The 14,835-nt window shown below is 69.5% G+C and carries 16 protein-coding genes and 1 rRNA gene; 7 read left to right on the plus strand and 10 right to left on the minus strand.

What is annotated here, in order from left to right; translation table 11 throughout:
• Positions 1–3 precede the first annotated feature (3 nt).
• Positions 4–447 carry a hypothetical protein gene (locus D187_RS26905; RefSeq protein ID WP_002629502.1) on the plus strand — a complete coding sequence of 148 codons (444 nt, stop codon included), beginning with the start codon at positions 4–6 and terminating at the stop codon, positions 445–447.
• 3 nt (positions 448–450) lie between these two features.
• Here the strand turns inward: D187_RS26905 and D187_RS26910 are convergent, their stop codons facing one another.
• The 5 genes from D187_RS26910 to D187_RS50415 all read right to left on the minus strand — a co-directional run bounded on the left by D187_RS26910 (position 451) and on the right by D187_RS50415 (position 6,124).
• Positions 451–2,187: a hypothetical protein gene (locus D187_RS26910; RefSeq protein ID WP_155893595.1), complete on the minus strand. Its 1,737-nt coding sequence runs from the start codon at positions 2,185–2,187 to the stop codon at positions 451–453.
• A gap of 623 nt (positions 2,188–2,810) precedes the next feature.
• Positions 2,811–3,314: a hypothetical protein gene (locus D187_RS26915; protein ID WP_002629505.1), complete on the minus strand. Its 504-nt coding sequence runs from the start codon at positions 3,312–3,314 to the stop codon at positions 2,811–2,813.
• A 21-nt stretch (positions 3,315–3,335) separates the two neighbouring features.
• A complete protein-coding gene (locus D187_RS26920; RefSeq protein ID WP_002629506.1) occupies positions 3,336–4,268 on the minus strand; it encodes a lipase family protein in 933 nt (310 codons plus the stop codon).
• Between the two features lie 246 nt (positions 4,269–4,514).
• Positions 4,515–5,183, minus strand: coding sequence for a hypothetical protein (locus tag D187_RS26925; protein WP_002629507.1), 669 nt, complete (start codon positions 5,181–5,183; stop codon positions 4,515–4,517).
• 53 nt (positions 5,184–5,236) lie between these two features.
• A complete protein-coding gene (locus D187_RS50415) occupies positions 5,237–6,124 on the minus strand; it encodes a hypothetical protein (RefSeq protein WP_002629508.1) in 888 nt (295 codons plus the stop codon).
• 190 nt (positions 6,125–6,314) lie between these two features.
• Between D187_RS50415 and D187_RS26935 the strand changes: the two genes are divergently transcribed.
• Positions 6,315–6,935: an RNA polymerase sigma factor gene (locus D187_RS26935; protein WP_002629509.1), complete on the plus strand. Its 621-nt coding sequence runs from the start codon at positions 6,315–6,317 to the stop codon at positions 6,933–6,935.
• Entirely contained in the window at positions 6,932–7,405 is a 474-nt protein-coding gene (locus tag D187_RS26940) for an anti-sigma factor family protein (protein WP_002629510.1), read from the plus strand. Before D187_RS26935 ends, D187_RS26940 begins: the two co-directional genes overlap by 4 nt.
• A gap of 10 nt (positions 7,406–7,415) precedes the next feature.
• On the opposite strand, the gene D187_RS26945 is transcribed toward D187_RS26940, so the two are convergent.
• Both D187_RS26945 and D187_RS26950 read right to left on the minus strand, forming a co-directional pair.
• Positions 7,416–9,263: a S8 family serine peptidase gene (locus D187_RS26945; RefSeq protein WP_002629511.1), complete on the minus strand. Its 1,848-nt coding sequence runs from the start codon at positions 9,261–9,263 to the stop codon at positions 7,416–7,418.
• A gap of 178 nt (positions 9,264–9,441) precedes the next feature.
• Positions 9,442–11,145, minus strand: a complete 1,704-nt coding sequence (locus D187_RS26950) for a glycerol-3-phosphate dehydrogenase/oxidase (RefSeq protein ID WP_063725029.1) — start codon at positions 11,143–11,145, stop codon at positions 9,442–9,444.
• 261 nt (positions 11,146–11,406) lie between these two features.
• Between D187_RS26950 and D187_RS26955 the strand changes: the two genes are divergently transcribed.
• The 3 genes from D187_RS26955 (at position 11,407) to D187_RS26965 (ending at position 13,395) form a co-directional block, all read left to right on the plus strand.
• Positions 11,407–11,832, plus strand: coding sequence for a hypothetical protein (locus D187_RS26955; protein WP_002629513.1), 426 nt, complete (start codon positions 11,407–11,409; stop codon positions 11,830–11,832).
• Positions 11,833–11,990: 158 nt separating this feature from the next.
• A complete protein-coding gene (locus D187_RS26960) occupies positions 11,991–12,338 on the plus strand; it encodes a putative signal transducing protein (RefSeq protein WP_043431590.1) in 348 nt (115 codons plus the stop codon).
• Between the two features lie 46 nt (positions 12,339–12,384).
• Positions 12,385–13,395 carry a tetratricopeptide repeat protein gene (locus D187_RS26965; protein ID WP_020918308.1) on the plus strand — a complete coding sequence of 337 codons (1,011 nt, stop codon included), beginning with the start codon at positions 12,385–12,387 and terminating at the stop codon, positions 13,393–13,395.
• Between the two features lie 12 nt (positions 13,396–13,407).
• Here the strand turns inward: D187_RS26965 and D187_RS26970 are convergent, their stop codons facing one another.
• Complete coding sequence (locus tag D187_RS26970; RefSeq protein ID WP_043431672.1) at positions 13,408–13,707, minus strand: hypothetical protein; 300 nt, start codon at positions 13,705–13,707, stop codon at positions 13,408–13,410.
• A 63-nt stretch (positions 13,708–13,770) separates the two neighbouring features.
• Here D187_RS26970 and D187_RS26975 point away from each other — a divergent pair, with 63 nt between their 5' ends.
• Positions 13,771–13,974: a SlyX family protein gene (locus tag D187_RS26975; protein ID WP_043431591.1), complete on the plus strand. Its 204-nt coding sequence runs from the start codon at positions 13,771–13,773 to the stop codon at positions 13,972–13,974.
• 27 nt (positions 13,975–14,001) lie between these two features.
• Here D187_RS26975 and D187_RS26980 read toward each other — a convergent pair whose 3' ends face one another.
• A complete protein-coding gene (locus D187_RS26980) occupies positions 14,002–14,451 on the minus strand; it encodes a hypothetical protein (RefSeq protein ID WP_002629517.1) in 450 nt (149 codons plus the stop codon).
• Positions 14,452–14,643: 192 nt separating this feature from the next.
• Positions 14,644–14,760: ribosomal RNA gene (rrf, locus tag D187_RS26985) — 5S ribosomal RNA — on the minus strand.
• Between the last annotated feature and the right edge of the window lie 75 nt (positions 14,761–14,835).

Genomic DNA, 14,835 nt, shown 5'->3' on the forward strand with positions numbered 1-14,835 from the left:
GACATGACATTCCAGAGAGAAGAGCGTGAGGGCGGAGAGGTCCGGCTGAAGAGCGAGCGGTGCACGTTCATCTACTGGCGGCCGCGGCCGGGCGTCGTGGTGCTCCGCATCGTGGGGGAGGACCGGGGCGAGTTCGGCACCACCCCCATGGACGAGCTGCGCGGGGACATCAGCCGCTACGCCCCCATCGAGCTGTTCATCGAGATGGAGGACTCGGCGGAGGCCAGGCTGCCCGTGCAGGAGGCGTGGACCGACTGGTTCAACACCCACCGCTCGGCGCTCAAGAGCGTGAGCATCCTCACGCGCAGCAAGTACATGCACTTCACCGCCGAGATGGTGAAGTTCTTCTCCCGCACGGGCGAGCTCATCCGCGTCTACCTGGAGGAGGCGCCCTTCGAGGAGGCCCTGCAGCGCGCGGCCCCCAGCGCCCGGAGGCCGCGCACGTAGACCTCACGGCGTGGCGGCGCTGGCCTCTCCGATGGCGGACTGGAGGGCCTCGCGCAGCGCGGCCCCTTCGTTCACCTGGAAGAAGCGGCCCTGACCCGCCAGGGCGATGCTCTGGAGCATGGGGTGGGCGGAGCCATAGCCGATGACGTACGTTCGCACGTTCTGCGTACCGGGCAGATCCCCACGCAGGTCCGCGTGCGAGAGGAAGAAGGCCACGTCATCCATGAAGTTCTTGTTGCCCGCCGCCAGTCCCGTGGGCCAGTTGTAATCGGTGTAGTCGCAGTCCGCCTTCGTGGCACCGAACAGGTGGCAGTAATTGACCCCGCCCGAGTTGGGGTTGTGCTCGGGATCGACCGGGTCGAACGTGAGCAGCTCGCCGCTCGGGTGCCGGGCCCCCTCCGCCAGCAGGAGGCTCATCATCTTGGTGATGGGCACCGAGTTGTCGTAGCGGGGCTCGCCCCCTGTCACCACGATGACGGCGCTGGATTGCTCCGCGAAGCAGATGGAGCGGTGATCGCCCCCCGATTCCCAGCGCTGGCCCGGAAGGACCAAGCCCGTGGCGGGGTCCACGTAGGGGTACTTGAGCCACTCATCCGTGCTCTTGCCGTAGCCGGCACCGACCTGATTACCCCCGTAGGGATTGTCATAGGTCCCGCCACTCGGCTGACCCGGCCAGCCCCAGTTCGTATTGCCAATCGGCTGGGCGAACCACGAGTTCCACCGGCCATCCACCCCTTGCGAGGAGAAGTAGCCACCCAGGCCGAACAGGGCCTCTCCCGTGGAGCGCTCGTTGTTGCGGAAGAGCGTGTCGTTGACGGCTCTGGCCAGCTGGGAGCGATCCAACCGGGTCTCGTCGAAGGGCGCGGACGCGCTGCAGCTCGGGCTCACGTCCGCGAGCACCCAGGTCGGATCGAACCAGCCGCGATCGCCTCCAAAGGTGGCCACGCCCATGCGCACGTGGCTCGCCGTCTGGAGGACGTCCTTGAGCGCCTTGCGGGCCACCACGAACTTGGGCGGGCGCAGGTTCAAGACGCGGCCGCTGACCACCCACTTGCGCTTGGCCTCTTGGGGCAGCAGCGGCTCGTCCTTGGCCCGCGGTGGCCCCATGTGCCCGCTCTTGTCGTTGATCGTGGCGGGCACCAGGGGGCCGCGCCACCACCCCTTGATCCCCAGACAACTCAAGCACTCATTGAAGACGGGCGAGTTCGGGTACTTGCTGTCGAAATTCCACACCTGCCGACAGACGGTCGAGGCGTCGGCGGTGCTGTTCATGCTCCTGAACTGCATCCCCATCGAGTACGGGAACTCTTCCGCCTGCCAGGCGATCCGCCGGCCTCGGGAGTGATAGTACTCGGCCGGGTCGAAGTAGGGGTCGTTGAGATCGGGGTCGCTGTCATAGACCACCGAGCCATTCTTCGCCGGATCCGGGCTGTTCTTGTCGAACCAGCTCATCGCGGCGACGAGCGCCGGATCCGAGCACCCCGTGTTGATGAAGTGGCCGTAGTCCGGGTCATTGAAACCCAGGTCCCCCTTCTTGAGCCCCGAGGTGGGGGAGTAGCCCGGAGTGAAGGCCTCGGGCAGCCAGGTGGGGAAGTCCTGCATGGACTCGCTGTTGTCCAACAAGAAAATGACATTGGCGGGAGACTGCGCCTGGCTCGCGAGCGGCAGGAGCCCCACCGCTCCCATCATTCCACCAAGCACCAGACCGCGTTTCGTGCCGCGACTCCAATGGCTGTTCATGATTATACCCCCAACGCACGCGCGGGCATTTCGTTACCCGCGCCGTGCGTTGCCTCTCACTACTGCATGTCTGTTTCATCCACGTCAAGAGATGTGATTGTCTCGGACGAAGCCGAGCAGGGCTTGCTGGCATTCTCCGGGAGAGCCTTCTCTTCACGGAATCAATGATTTCAAGGCCTGGTGGCACGGCTCTCCGCCAGGGATTGCGGCAGCGCGTCATGAAGGGCGGCTGGGTTCGTCGACCTGGAAGAATCTGCCCGGGCTGGCAAGCGCGAGGCGTTGGGCCATTGGGGCGGATGTCTGGCAATCCACCTCGCGGCCCCCTGTGAGGAAATTTCAATCAGAACCAAAAGTCGAACGGCTCTTTCAGCACGATGAGGCTCGGAGGGTGCCACACCGCGTTGACGGCAGCGTGACCGCGCGTCTGGCGAGGTGCTGTTCTGGCCGTCACGCGGGTGTCACCGCTGGCGGCTCCCGGCCGCTGAAGTGGCAATAATTAACGCCGCGCGGAACCGGTCACGCATTGGAGTCTTCCACGCCAGGCGGCGGCGTGATGCTGTAAGGGATTGAAGCCCGGAAGGCGTGCCTGGCGGGCTCCCCCGGCGAGGGGAGCCCGGGCCGGCTCAGCGCTTCTCGAGCTCCTCGGGGTGGAAGACGCGCGAGGCGACGCGGTCGAGCACCTCGTCGCCCCACACGAGGCTCGCCTTGGCCAGGCGCTTCATGTCCCGGGCGAAGGCGGCGCCCTCGGGCACCACGGCGTACTCGCGGCTGAGGAACAAGCCGCGGTTGTCCCGCTCATAATCCACCGAGCCGCCGCCCGTATCGGTGCCCTCGCGCGCCTCGGCCTCGAAGCCCTCGATGACCCCCGGCCTGGGCGGCTCATTGAAGCGATACACGAGCGCGCTGCACTCGAGCACCCCACGCTCCTCGTGGTACTCGAAGTACACCTGGGCGCCGCCCACGGCGAACCCCCCGAAGCCCTGGGGGTTGAGACCGGGGCCGGGCGCCGCGCCCTGGGAGCGCATGAACCAGCGCACCAGTTCGCCGGCCGTCTCCCGTGTCAGGCGGCCACCACTCGCGGGCGGGGGCGGACCGAGTCCCACCGCGGACATCAACCATTGGAGCATGCTGTGCGCACCCTTTCGCGACTAGCGGCCCGCCCGAGCCTGCTCGAAGGGGACACGATGTTTCAGGTAGACGCTGTCGAACGAGTGCGTCCCCTCGATGCCCGAGCCCTGCTCGAAGCGGCGGACGACGGCGCCCTTGCCCCCATCACGTGCCCACTCGTCCACGCCGTCACCGTCGCCCTGGCCGAACCACGTGGGGACGATGTCGTTCTTGTTCACGTAGTGCACGTACTGGGGGCCATCCGGGAAGTGGGCCGCGGCGCCGCCGAAGGTCTCCACCTTGAGCTTGCTCATCGCCTTCTCCACCTGGGCCGAGGACATTCCGTCCTCGATGCGCAGGCGGTTGGCCACGTCGTTGAGGGCGCGGCTGGTGACGAGCGCGCCCTGGCTGTGCGCCACCAGGTGCACGCCCCGGCCCGCCTTGAGCTCCGCGTAGACGGTGTCCGCCATGGTGTCCACGGCCGGGTTCTTGCCCTTGTCCAGCTTGTCCTTCACGCACTGGGCCAGGTCGCTCACCATGCCCTCGGTGGCGTTGTGCACGCCGATGACCTTGGCACCCGTGCGGTCGGCGAGCTGCTGCATGCTCGCGAACTGCGTGTCCTTGTTGTTGTTGATGCCGTTGACGTAGATGAGCGTCTCGGCCGGGTGGGCGTTGTTGCGCGGGGTGACGCCCGGCACCTGGCTCAGCGGTGTGCCCGGCGGGAACGTCGCGCCCTTGGCCCCCACCAGCACCCCGTCGTACTTCTTGTCTCCGCCCCCGAAGATGCCGCCGAGCAGCTTGTTCGCCGCCGCGCCGCGCGCCGCGCCCGTCGCCTCGAAGCCGTCAGCGCGCCCCCCTGTCGTCGGGGGCGGGACCGGTCCCGCCCCCGGGAGCACCGGCTTCTTCTCGGCGGGAGCCGATGACGGGGTCGTGCGCAAGGCGGGCGAAGCAAGGTTGCGGTCGATGCTCGTCATGGACGGCTCCTGCCAGACTGGAAAAAGTGAACGGCTTTGAAGAGGTTATCGTAAAAATCAGGCGGCCTGTTGCGCCTACTGTCCTACTTCTTCCCACGAAGACGGACAGCCCCCTGGGCGCAGGAAGCGCAGGTGGCCGGGTGAATGCCTGGGCGTGGGAGAGCTGCGATGGGGGAAGAGGCGCCTCGCGGATGCGGGACTCGCACGCGCGAGAGAAGCACTGAACCCCCGGCCCGGAGCAGCGGCTCAACGGGTGGGGAGGATCTCGATGCGCGTCACCGGGTTGCCCGGGGAGGACAGGTTCGCGGAGGTGCGCACGAGCGTCCCCTCCTCGAGGCTCTGCAGGGACACCCGCTGTCTGCCGCGCAGGACCTGGACGTTGCTCGCGAGGGGCAGGGTAGTCGAAACGCCCCCTTCCTCCGCGAGGACGATCTGCTGGCCGGACACGGAGCGCACGCGGCCGGTATGCAGGACGTTGGCGAGGGCGTAGCCCGAGTCGTCCTCGTCGGGCGCCGAGCCCGTGGGGTAGCCGATGCTCGTGGGGGAGCCGATGCCCGTGGCGCCCTCGGGGGCCTCGGCGTTGGGGTCTCCGATGGCCGAGGTCCGGCCGGTGCCGTCACCGGTCGTGTCCGTGCCGCCCGTGCCGCTGCCGCCCACGCCCTGCTCCGACGAGGACGCGGGCTCATTGGACTGGGCCTGCGCGAGCTGGGCACGCATCCGCGCGAGCTGCTGCTGGAGCTGGGCCACCTGCGTGCGCAGCCGGGCCACTTCCAGGCGTTGTTGGGCCTCGACCTCGGCCTGCGACTGCGTGCCGCTGTCCTGCTCCGTCGTCTGGGCGGCCCCCTGCTCCGCGCCCAGCACGAGGGCCATGCCGAGCGCCGCCACGCCCAATCCCATCCAGGTCTGTCTTGCCATCGGACTTGCGCTCCCTTCTTCGCGAAACCCCGGGGTGACCCCCGGGGGTGGGCCTACTTCTGGGACTTGCGCGGCGAGGACTGCACGACGATGTCGCGCGCACGCTCGACACCATCGACGTACGCGAACGAGGTCTGCACCCGCGCGCCCTCGGAGATCTGCTTGAGGGGAATCTGCTGGCGCGTCGAGCCCTTGAACGCCCGCGTCTGATCGTCGATGGCGAGCCGGGAGACGGTGCCATCCGTGATGTCGACGACCTCGATGTGCTGGGGCGTGACGTCGCGCACCCGCCCGTCGAACTCCACGGTGACCACCGTGACCGGCTGGGCGTCATCGTCCCGGGAGGCATTCGCCGTGTTGTTCGTGTCTCGGGGAGCCGAAGCCGAGCCCCCCGCGCCGGAGCCCCCTGCCCCGCCCGTGCCTCCCGTCCCGCGCAGATTGGACACCTCGCGCTCCAGGGCTTCCACGCGCCGCTGGAGGTCGGTGAGAGACGTCCCCTGCCCGCCGCTGCCTCCCGTGGCGCCGGCATTGCCACCCGAACCGCCGGTTGCGCCTGAACCACCCGTTCCACCCGCCGCCCCCGTGCCCGTCTGGGTGCTCGGGCTCAAGAAGGGCGAAGCGGAGGGCATCTCCGGAGTGGTCCCCCAATAGGTGGGCCCCCCGGGTCCCACCGTCCCGGTGCCGCCCGTTCCCTGAAGCCCCGTGCCCCCCGCCTGGGTGTTGTTCTGCAAGGGCACGCCATTGAGCCCCGCGTTGCCCTGTTGCCCGAACGGCCCGAAGAGGCCCGGGCCCGCCGTGTCCTGCCCTTGCTGGATGCTGGCCGCGCCCGTCGGTCCCGCCGCGGGCTGCTGTTGCTGCCCCACCGCGCCCTGCTGCTGCGCCACGGCCACCAGAGGGGTGGTCCCCAGCAAGGCCAGCGCCATCCACATGGCTCCGCGCATCTCACTCCTCCTCGTCGTGAACCCCTACCTGCCCGCAAGGTGGGAATCGTTCACCAAGACACCCACCCGGACGCGGGGAAGGGCTGACTCCCAGGCTGCCCTTGGGGCGGGGGAACGGGCCGGACGGCGGAAAACGGAATGAAAGGAGGGGACGGGTGAAACTTCCGGCGGCTTCGTGTCACGTTGAGGCGTGGCCCATCTCTTCGCGATCCGAATGCCCTTCACGGGCAGCGCGGTACCGGCCGTCGATACCGAGCGACGGCTCGTCGCGCGCGCGCGGCGAGGGGACCCGGCCGCCTTCCGTGGCCTCTTCGAACAGCACTCGCCCGCCGTCTGGCGCTTCCTGCGCGACCTGCTGCGGGACGAGGCCGCCGCGGACGAGGCCACCCAGGAAACGTTCGTGCGGGCCCATGCGCGGCTCGGGGCGCTGCGAGACGACACGCGGTTCGTCTCGTGGCTGCTGGGTATCGCGCGCCACGTCTATCTGGAGTCACGCCGCGGCCAGGCCACGCACCTGGACATCGCCGACGAGGAGAACGAGCCCCTGCTGGAGGCGGCGCGGCCCTCGCCCACCCCCGAGGCGTGGTTGCTGGATCGCGAATTGGAGGGCCTCTTGAGCGAGGCCCTCGGCGAGGTGCGAGAGGAGCGCCGGGCGGCGCTGCTGCTGCGCATCGACCATGGGCTGGCCTACGAGGACATCGCCCAGGTGATGGGCTGGTCACTGCCCAAGGTGAAGAATGAGATCCACCGGGCCCGGTTGCAGCTGCGCGAGCGGCTGGCCGGGCACGTGGGAACAGGAGGTCGGCCATGAATCTCCCCTGCCGCGAGTCGGACCTGGACGCCCTGCTCGCCGGAGAGTTGTCCGCGGAGGAAGCCGGTCGCGTGGGCGCGCATGCGGCCGCGTGTGACACGTGCGCGCGGACGCTGGAGTGGCTGAGGATGGAGCGTGGGTGGATGGCGCGGCGGGCGAGGCGTCAACCCGCGCGGCGGGCGTTGGAGACGGGCGCGTGGGAGGCCCGGTTGCGGCCCGCGCCGTCGCGCTCCTGGCCGAGGGAGTGGCGCGGGGGGATGTGGGCCGCGGCGGCGCTGGTGTCGTGCGTGACGCTCAGCCTGCTGTCCACGGCGCGCCCCACGGCCCGCCCCGAGGAGCCCTGGGGAGACGGGCTCGTGTCCATGGCCCGGGTGGAGATGTGCACGGATCCGGGCATCGAGGCGGTGGCCCGCGTGGAGGCCCGGGTGGGAGCATGCCTGTTGGCCTCGCCCACCCAGCCTCCGTGGTGAGCCAGCCGCCTCAGGGGGACGACGGATAGGCGAGCGCCCGGTCCACCGCGGCCCTGGCCTGCACGAGGCCGTAGCCGAACACGTCGTTCTGGTCCGTCTTCGAGGGCTGCGCGGGGTTGGGGATGTACCGGGCGGACTTCTGGAGGATCTCCAGCACCTGGTCGCTCTTGAGGTCCGGGCGGGCGCTCCACACCAGCGCGGCGACGGCGGACGCGTAGGGCGTGGCCATGGAGGTGCCGGTGCTGAAGGCGTAGTCGCTGCCCTGGATGCCCAGGCGCACGTTCTGACCCACCTGGGCGAGGAAGGTGGGCACGAGCGTGGTGGTCACCGCCGTCACCGGGGGCCAGTTCGCGTCGGTGTTGAGCGTGAAGAGCAGCGAGTCGTCATCCTCGGGATCGTTGTTGCCGATGATGACGGCGCGCGCGCCCTGGGAGCGCACGTTGCGCACCTTGTCGGCGAAGGTGATTTCCCCCCCGCGCTCCACGAAGGCGACGAAGCCGTCGCAGGTGGCCTCGGGGCAGGAGCGCAGGCCCTTGCCCTGACCGCAGTTGAGGAGCTTGCCCTCGTACTCCTCGAAGGGCACGTAATCCAGGGCCGACGAGACGTAGAAGGTGCTGCCGATCCACAGGTTGGCGAAGGGCGCCTTGCCCCGGGGATAGGTGGAGTAGATGTTCACGCCAGGGGCCACGAAGTCCAGGTGGGGGCCGATCTGGGAGAACCCGGGGTGCTTGGCCTCCTCGTCCACCGCGCCCACGGCGATGACGGAGTCATAGGCGGCCGGGTAGACGCGGGACTCCTCGGTGGCCGTCTCGCCGCCGTTGCCACTGGCCGCGAAGGACAGCAGCCCCGCGGCCTTGGCCTTGTCGAAGGCCTCCTTCTCGAGATCACTGCTATCCGACGAGCCCAGCGAGAGCGAGATGATGTTCGCCTTCTTCTCCACGCACCACTCGACGGCGGAGATGACGTCGGACACCTTGCCGCTGCCCTCCGTGTCGAGCACGCGCGCGACGAGCAACCGCGCGCCCGGCGAGGCCCCCACCACGCCCGAGGGGCTCAGGGTGGGATCATTGGGATTGACGCTGCCGTGCACACCGGGCTGCGCGGCGATGATGCCCGCCACGTGGGTGCCGTGGCCTCCGCCCCACACGCCCTGCGCGTCCTTGTCCTCGGGCTCGTCGTCGTCATCGACGAAGTCCCTGCCCCCGGCGTAGACGGCCTGGAGTTCGGGGTGTTGCAGGTCCATGCCGCTGTCGACGACACAGACGATCCGGCCCGAGCCGGTGGGCGCCCCCTCCTGGAGCGAGCCCTGGTTGTTGGGGTCCCACACCTCGTTGGCCTGCGTCATGCGCAGGGCCTGGGTGTACTCCGAGGGGATGCCACCGCCCTGGAGCCTCGGCGTGGCGGACGACGCCGCCATGGGCCGCGTCCAGGTGGAGACGTTGCCGAGCGCGAACACCTCGTGGTCCGGCTCGATGGAGAGCACGTCCGGGTCCTTGGCGAGCCGGGCCTGGGCCTCCGGGGTGAGGGAGAGGGCCATGGCATCGAGCGTGGGCCAGTGGCGCTTGACGCGCGCGCCCAGGGAGCGCACGCGGTCCTCGCGGCCGCGCAGCGCGGCGGCGGTGCGCAGGCCCTTCTGGGGACGGAAGCGCACCAGCATGGGCTGGGCGTCGCCGGAGGAGGACAGGGCGGAAGAGGCCGAGCCCGTGGCGCGGGAGGAAGCGATGGGCGCCGCCTTCGCTTGGACGACGAGCTCCGGGCACAACGGCTGCTCCTGCGGCGTGACATCATCCGGAGGGGGCTCGACCCCGCAGCCGCCCCCCGCGATTCCCAGCAGGCCCAACAGAACCAGTCGCCTCATGTCGTGACGTCTCCTTGCACCCCGTCAGCGACGGGGGATCGCACCACGCCGGTGCTCTGCGCCCTACGGTCGGGCCGGGCCTCACCAACGGCGGATGCGCCGGACCCATTCCTGGGGCAACAGGCTAGGCCGTCTACTCGCCCGGCGATAGGGCCCCCCGGGTGTGGGGGTGGGCTCCTCAGCGCGAGGCGGGCTCGATTCCGAACAACCGCTCCACGTGGCGCGAGTACTCGGCGAGTTGCCGCTCGACGTCCTCGGGGCTCCAGCCCAGCAGGGGGGCCATGTCGGCGGCGGCGACGCGGGCGGCGGCGCGGCCGAGGTCGCGCGTCTCGAAGGCCAGCTTGAGGCGGCGCACGAGCAGATCATCCAGGGAGTGGACGAACTCGTGGGTGACGCCGTGGACGGCCTCGGCGCGCAGGTAGGGCAGACCGGGGGCAAGCGGCTCTGCGAGCGCGGGCCGCTCGCGGGTGAGGGCCCAGGGCAGACGCCAGCGGTTGCCGTAGGCGCGCACGAGGTGGAGGGCGACGTCGTCCCGGCCCACCTCGGCGCGCGCGGCGGCGAGCTCCGCGTCGAACGAGGCGAAGTCCCCGCCGGGCAGCGCGAGCGAGCCGGTGCGGGCCTTCTGGTGGGGCACGCCGAGCTGCTTCTCGACGGCGTTGACCATGTCGCTCGCCATGACGCGGTAGGTGGTGAGCTTGCCGCCGGAGATGGCGAGCACGCCCGAGGGGCTCGCGTGGATGGCGTGTTCGCGGCTGGCGCTGTTGGCGTCACCGGAGCCGGAGTAGGCGCTCGCCACGAGCGGGCGGATGCCGGCCCAGGCGCTCACGACGTCCTCGCGCACCAGGCGGGCCTCGGGGAAGAGGCCGTTGGCGGAGGCGAGCAGGTAGTCCAGATCGGACACGCTGGCGCGCACCTCGGCGGGATGGGACTGGGTGGGGGTCTCGGTGGTGCCGATGATGGTGTGGGTCGCGGCGGGGAGGATGAACATCACCCGGCCGTCCACGGGGGACAGGAGGGTGATGGCGGTATCGGGGGGCGTGGGCAGGCGCTCACGGGGCACGGCGATGTGCACGCCCTTGGAGCCGCGCACGGCGGGCGAGCCATCCTGGGCGTCGTCGAGCTTGCGGATCTCATCGCTCCAGGGGCCGGTGGCGCTGACGACGGCGCGGGCGCGCACGGTGTGCTCCTGGCCGGTGAGCGTGTCGACGACGGTGGCGCCCTGGGCCTTGCCGTTCTCCAGGAGGAGCGCGCGCACGGAGGCGTGGTTGAGGATGACGGCGCCAGCCTCGGAGGCGGCGAGCACGTTGGCGAGCGTGAGCCGGGCATCGTCGGTGGCGGCGTCGTAGTAGCGGGCGCCGCCGGTGAGGCCCTCGGAGCGGATGCCCGGGAAGGTGTCGGAGACCTGGCGCGGGTTGAGCAGGCGCGAGTTGCGCACGTTGCGGAAGAGCGCGAGGGCGTCATAGAGCTTGAGGCCGGCGGCGAGCTTCCAGCGCTTCAGGCGGGCGCCCTTGTAGACGGGCCAGACGAAGGCCAGGGGACGCACCAGGTGGGGCGCGAGCCGCAGCAGCCGGTAGCGCTCGATGCTGGATTCGAAGACGAGACCGAGGTGGCCATGCTCCAGGTAGCGCACGCCGCCGTGGACGAGGCGCGAGGAGCGGCTGGAGGTGCCGGAAGCGAAGTCCTCGCGCTCCACGAGCGCCACGCGCAAGCCCCGCAGGGCCGCGTCGCGAGCGATGCCGCAGCCGGTGATGCCGCCGCCGATGACGAGAACATCGAAGACCTGGGCCGCCAGGGCGAGCAGGCGCTCGGAGCGAGGAGCGGGCGGACGGGGGGCGGGCAGGGAGACGAGCGACTGGACCTCTTGGCGGGAGAAGGGAACCAGGGCACTCGGGGCGGCGGATTCAGGAGTCACGGAGGGAGTCTAGCGGCGAAGGGGAGTGGGTGGCAGTGGGAACGAAACGCGGCGCGTCAAGGGGGTAACGAAGGAGCGACGAAGAGACAACGGAGGGCGGGAGGGTGAGGAGCAACGGACACTGCACCGGCGGGGAGCGTCGGGGAGTGTCGTGCGGACGAGGGGGAGAGGTGCCTGGAAGGCGGGGCATGAATACCTCCACCACTGGAGCGCGAAGTGGGGAGGTGGCGCGTGAGCACGTTGACGTACGAGCGCAGCGGGAGGACGAACACGGGGGCGCAGGCGGTCCGGATCGAGGGCATGAGGAACCTGCGCGTCCTGGTGCAGGGGGAGACGGTGCTGGAGCGAGCGCTGACGGTGGAGGAGCAGGGGCGCCTGGGCCCGCTGGTGGAGGAAGCCAGACGCCAACCGGCACCGGTCATCGTGCTGCCCACCCCGGGAGGCCCGACGGGGATGGCGGTGAGTCTGGCGTTCGAGGGGGAGGAAGCACCGCGGGTGAGAGCGGGGGCCCATCCCGGGCAACCCCTACGAGGAGTGGGCTCGCCCTACGACGCGTTGTTGGAGGATCTGGACGAGCTCCTGACGGAGGAGCTGCACACGCGCTCGCCGAGGCACGCCTACGCGGTGTTGCCCCACGAGTTGCGGCAACAGGAGTGAGGGAGGCCGTGACGGACGTCCCCCCGGAGGGCACCGGGGGAGGTCTGGCGGCCTGAGCGGCTGCTTTCCTGGGAAGGAAGACAGGGAGCGGAGGGAGCCGGGGTATGGGCGGCGCACGTCGGGTTGCCGGCGGCGAGCGACCATGCCAGAGAGACAGCATGAAGCGAGTGCGGTTCTCGGTCCACCGGACAGTGGGAGAGGCGAGACTTCGAGCAGGGTTGTTGTCGGGCTCGGGGTTCTCGGTCGAGGTGCGAGGAGAGGCCCTCTCGCCGCTGGGCGGGGAGATTCCCAACACGGAGACGTGGGTGGAGCTGTGGCTTCCGGAGGAGGAAGTCGCGCGCGCGAGGGAATTGGAAGCCGAGGTGGAGGAGGGCAAGGAGAAGGCGGAGCGGATCGTGGACTGTCCGCGCTGTGGAGAGGGCAGCCCGGGGAACTTCGAGCTGTGCTGGAACTGCGAGGAGGAACTGCCCGCCTCGCCGCGACCGCGACTCCGGGCGGTGTCCTGAGCAAGACCCCCCGGATACAGTGAAGCCCCTACCCTCGAGAGAACCCGTGTCGAACGAGCCACGCGCCGAAGAAGCCTGGGAGGACCCGGGCTCTCCCCGAGCCGAGAATCAGGACCGCGCCCGTCGCTTCGGGATGGATCCAGGCGTGCGCAAGGTGCTGCTCGTCTGCCTGGCGGCGCTGGTGTTGCACCTGTTGGTGCTGTTGTTGCCGAGGAACATGCCCGAGCAGGAGCTGGCGATCGCGCGAGCGATCCCCGATTCGGCGAAGCGGGTGGCGCTGTTGAAGCCGTTGAAGGAGCACCCGAAGGCCACGGGAGCGGACCTGCGGGAGGCGGCGGAGCTGCTGCGCGAGGGCTCGCCGATGGATGCCTACGAGCTGACGAAGGAGTCGGAGCGCAGGGAGCCCGGTTCAGTGGAGACGCAGCTGCTGATGGCGCGGATCTGCCATGGGCAGCGGATGAACCGGTGCGAGGAGGAAGCCCTCCGGAAGGCGGAGGAAGTGGCACCGGGGGATGGCCGATCGGCGTTGTTGCGAGCGGACTTCCGGGAGGCGGAGGGCGACCTCGCGGGGGCGCTGAAGTCGGTGGAGGAGGCGTACCACAAGGAGCCCGGGAGGAAGGGAGTGGGCGTGAGGTACGCGCGGCTGCTGAGCGCGGCACACCAGGGAGAAGCGGCCCTGGAAGTGCTCAGGACGCAGGGGGTGAACCTGGGGAAGGCCCGACTGTGGCTGGAGGAGGGCCTGGTGCGGGTGGACCAGGGGCGGCTCGAGGAAGCGCGGCAGCTCTTCTCGAGGGCGGTGGAGGCGGATCCGAAGCTGGTGATGGGGTACTACCACCTGGGCGTCACGGCCTTCCGGCTGGGGGACATCCAGGGAGCGGAGGACGCGTTGAGGATGGCGGACCGCCTGGACATGACGGACATGAAGGCCCTGTCGGCGCTGTGTGAGATTCAGCGCAGCACGGGGAGGACGGACGCGGTGACGGCGACGCGCATGGACCTCGAGCGCCGGTTTCCCGAGCGGTTGGACGCGGTGCGAACCGCCTGCATCACTCGCTGAGGACGGCGGCTCCTACTCCTCGGGGATGCCACGAATGCGCCGGAGCAACTGCGCGGCCGCCTTCACCTCGGCGTCCACGGAACCATCGGCGATCTCGGTTCGCACGACGGCCTGGAGGAAGGCCATCGCCTCCTCCTCACGGTGCTGCTCGACCAGGAGACTGCCGAGCGCCATGCGCACGCGGGTGAGCACGACCAGATCCTCGGCGAGCACCGCGGCGTCGATCGCATCACTCAAGGCGGACTCGGCGAGTTCGGGCCGGCCCCGCTCGAGAAGCTCACGAGCGCGCTGAAGGTGACGGGACGCATCCATGGAGGGGACTCCCAGAGACACGAGGAGGGACAACATGGCCGGGGCCGGGTTATCCCAGGGAACATGGACGACGAATCGCGAATCGTGGAGCTGGAGCTGCGCTACATGCAGCAGCAGGAGTTGCTGCAGGAACTGAGCGAGGTGCTGTACGCCCAGGGACGCGAGTTGGAAGGACTCCGGGTGGAGGTCGCCCTCATGAAGAAGAAGCTCGAGGGCGAGCCCGGCCTGGTGGATGCGCAGCGGCAGGAGAAGCCACCGCATTACTGAGCGGCGGCCCCTTCACCGGGCACGAGCCTACAACCGCCAGCCGACCCGCAGACCGACGTGGGGGCTGGGCGTGAGGTAGCCCACTTCGAGGCCGAAGGTGAACGAGCTGTTCTGGTAGCCGAAGCCAAAGGCGCCGTGGGCGCGAACGAAGTCGCCGCTGAAGCGCAGCCACGGGCCGACGAGCGCCTCCAGGTAGATGGGCGCGCCGCGGGGGCTGATGCGCAGATCCAGATCGATGGGGATACCGAACGACGTGGGACTGGTCGCCAGCATCGCGCCAAACCGGGCGCCAATGGACAGAGGCCCGATGAAGATGAAGTCCACCGCGCCGGTGATGTCGAAGAAGGGTCCGTGGTTGACGTGGTAATCGGCGCCGAGCGTCAGACGGAAGTCGGATCTCGCCTCGGATTGAGTCGGGGCGAGGCACACGGCAAGCGCGAAGAGGACGGCGACGAGAGGACGCGACAGCTGCTTCATGAGCAAAGCGCTCCGGGTTGAATGGATGAATGCCAATCAACCAAGCCTGGAGCGACACCGCCAGTACGAAAGCACGAAGAAGAAACGCGTGTCGCCCAGCGGACGGCCTTCGGAGCCTGCCACGGCGAAGCCCGCAAAGGCGAAGGCCCCGAGTCGACACCTTGCGGTGGGGACTCGGGGCCTTCAAAAAAAATCCGGCAGCGACCTACTCTCCCGCGCGGTTTCCCGCGGAGTACCATCGGCTCTGGAGGGCTTAACTTCCGTGTTCGGGATGGGAACGGGTGGGACCCCTCCGACATTGCCACCGGAAAAACAGGACAGTCCATACGAAGGGTAGGTGAATCAACTTCCACTGCGAAGCTCTCGTGCCTTCTTCCGGGCCCG

Origin of the sequence: Cystobacter fuscus DSM 2262 (assembly GCF_000335475.2) — a bacterium.
In the GTDB taxonomy this organism is placed as follows: Bacteria; Myxococcota; Myxococcia; order Myxococcales; family Myxococcaceae; genus Cystobacter; species Cystobacter fuscus.